This is a genomic window from Vibrio sp. qd031 (assembly GCF_002100145.1).
Classification (GTDB): domain Bacteria; phylum Pseudomonadota; class Gammaproteobacteria; order Enterobacterales; family Vibrionaceae; genus Vibrio.
The window spans coordinates 1-2911 of sequence record NZ_JXQD01000010.1 but is presented as its reverse complement, the minus strand read 5'-3'; the positions used below and the strand labels follow the sequence as shown (position 1 = coordinate 2911).

1 protein-coding gene is annotated in these 2911 nt (G+C 54.1%); it reads right to left on the bottom strand.

The window, feature by feature from the left end; translation table 11 throughout:
* Positions 1-2911, bottom strand: a 2911-nt coding sequence (locus tag ST37_RS19945; RefSeq protein ID WP_197687447.1) for a VCBS domain-containing protein, incomplete at both ends; no start/stop codon positions are given.

Here is a 2911-nt window from a genome sequence, read left to right as displayed (position 1 = left end):
TAATAGTATTTGGTGCAAATTCTAGGTCTGGATTGTCTGCATCCGTCGCCGTCAACGTACCGCTGACTGGAGTCAGATCGCCCTCGGTTACCGCGTCGGTATCCGCGGAAATCACTGGCGCGTCATCGGTACCGGTGATGGTAATGGTGACGGTGGTATCACTGCCATCGGACAGCGTCACAGTAAACTCGCGCACTTCTTTCTGGCCGGCGGTTAATGCATCGACTGTCGCGTTATCGGCCAGTGTGAACGTCCAATTGCCGTCCGCGTCAACGGTGAACTCACCGTACGCATCGCTAATGGTGTTTGAGTTAAACGCCAAATCTGGATTGTCTGCATCGATTGCTGTCAATGTACCAGTGATTGGCGTCATGTCGCCTTCTGTGACTTCATCAGCATCCGCCGAAATCACAGGATCGTCATCGGTACCGGTAATGGTAATGGTGACAGTGGTGTCACTGCCATCGGACAAGTTCACGATAAACTCGCGCACTTCTTTCTGGCCGGCGGTTAATGCATCGACTGTGGCGTTATCCGCCAGTGTGAACGTCCAATTGCCGTCCGCATCAACGGTGAACTCACCGTAAGCATCGCTAATAGTATTTGAGTTAAAGGCCAAATCTGGGTTGTCTGCATCCATAGCCGTTAGCGTACCGCTGACAGGCGTCAGATCGCCTTCGGTTACCGCGTCGGTATCCGCGGAAATCACTGGCGCGTCATCGGTACCGGTGATGGTAATGGTGACGGTGGTATCACTGCCATCGGACAGCGTCACAGTAAACTCGCGGACTTCTTTCTGGCCGGCCGTTAATGCATCGACTGTGGCGTTATCCGCCAGTGCGAACGTCCAATTGCCCTCCGCGTCAACGGTGAACTCACCGTACGCATCGCTAATGGTGTTTTCTTCAAACGCTAAATTAGGATTGTCTGCATCCGTCGCCGTTAGGGTGCCGCTGACAGGCGTCACATCGCCCTCGGTTACCGCGTCGGTATCCGCCGAAATCACCGGAGCATCGTCAGTACCGGTAATGGTAATCGTCACTGTAGTGTCACTGCCATCAGACAGCGTCACGGTAAACTCGCGGACTTCTTCTTGACCCGCGGTCAGAGCATCCACGGTGGCATTATCCGCCAGTGTGAACGTCCAATTGCCCTCCGCATCAACGGTGAACTCACCGTACGCATCGCTAATGGTGTTTTCTTCAAACGCTAAATTAGGATTGTCTGCATCCGTCGCCGTTAGGGTGCCGCTGACAGGCGTCACATCGCCTTCCGTCACTGCGTCGGTATCCGCAGAAATCACCGGATCGTCATCGGTACCGGTAATGGTAATGGTGACGGTGGTATCACTGCCATCGGACAGCGTCACAGTAAACTCGCGGACTTCTTTCTGGCCAGCGGTTAATGCATCGACTGTGGCATTATCGGCCAGTGTGAATGTCCAATTGCCATTGGCGTCAACGGTGAACTCACCGTACGCATCGCTAATGGTGTTTTCTTCAAACGCTAAATTAGGATTGTCTGCATCCGTCGCCGTTAGGGTGCCGCTGACAGGCGTCACATCGCCTTCCGTCACTGCGTCAGTATCCGCCGAAATCACCGGATCATCATCAGTACCCGTGATGGTAATCGTCACTGTAGTGTCACTGCCATCGGACAGCGTCACGGTAAACTCACGGACTTCTTTCTGGCCGGCGGTTAATGCATCGACTGTGGCGTTATCGGCCAGTGTGAATGTCCAATGGCCATTGGCGTCAACGGTGAACTCACCGTACGCATCGCTAATGGTGTTTTCTTCAAACGCTAAATTAGGATTGTCTGCATCCGTCGCCGTCAACGTACCGCTGACAGGCGTCAGATCGCCCTCGGTTACCGCGTCGGTATCCGCCGAAATCACCGGATCGTCATCGGTACCGGTAATGGTAATGGTGACGGTGGTGTTACTGCCATCGGACAGCGTCACAGTAAACTCGCGCACTTCTTTCTGACCGGCTGTCAGCGCGTCCACTGTGGCGTTATCCGACAGTGTGAACGTCCAATTGCCATTAGCATCAACGGTGAACTCACCGTACGCATCGCTAATGGTGTTTTCTTCAAATGCTAAATTAGGATTGTCTGCATCCGTCGCCGTTAGGGTGCCGCTGACAGGCGTCAGATCGCCTTCGGTTACCGCGTCGGTATCCGCGGAAATCACCGGATCATCATCAGTACCCGAGATGGTAATCGTCACTTTAGTGTCACTGCCATCGGACAGCGTCACGGTAAACTCGCGCACTTCTTCTTGACCGGCTGTTAGCGCATCCACAGTCGCGTTATCGGCCAGTGTGAACGTCCAATTGCCGTCCGCATCAACGGTGAACTCACCGTACGCATCGCTAATGGTGTTTTCTTCAAACGCTAAATTAGGATTGTCTGCATCCGTCGCCGTCAACGTACCGCTGACTGGAGTCAGATCGCCCTCGGTTACCGCGTCAGTATCCGCCGAAATCACCGGAGCATCGTCAGTACCGGTGATGGTAATGGTGACGGTGGTATCACTGCCATCGGACAGCGTCACAGTAAACTCGCGGACTTCTTCTTGACCCGCGGTCAGAGCATCCACGGTGGCATTATCCGCCAGTGTGAACGTCCAATTGCCGTCCGCATCAACGGTGAACTCACCGTAAGCATCGCTAATGGTGTTTGAGTTAAACGCCAAATCTGGGTTGTCTGCATCCATAGCCGTTAGCGTACCGCTGACAGGCGTCAGATCGCCTTCGGTTACCGCGTCGGTATCCGCCGAAATCACCGGATCATCATCAGTACCCGTGATGGTAATCGTCACTTTAGTGTCACTGCCATCGGACAGCGTCACGGTAAACTCGCGCACTTCTTTCTGACCGGCTGTCAGCGCGTCCACTGTGGCGTTATC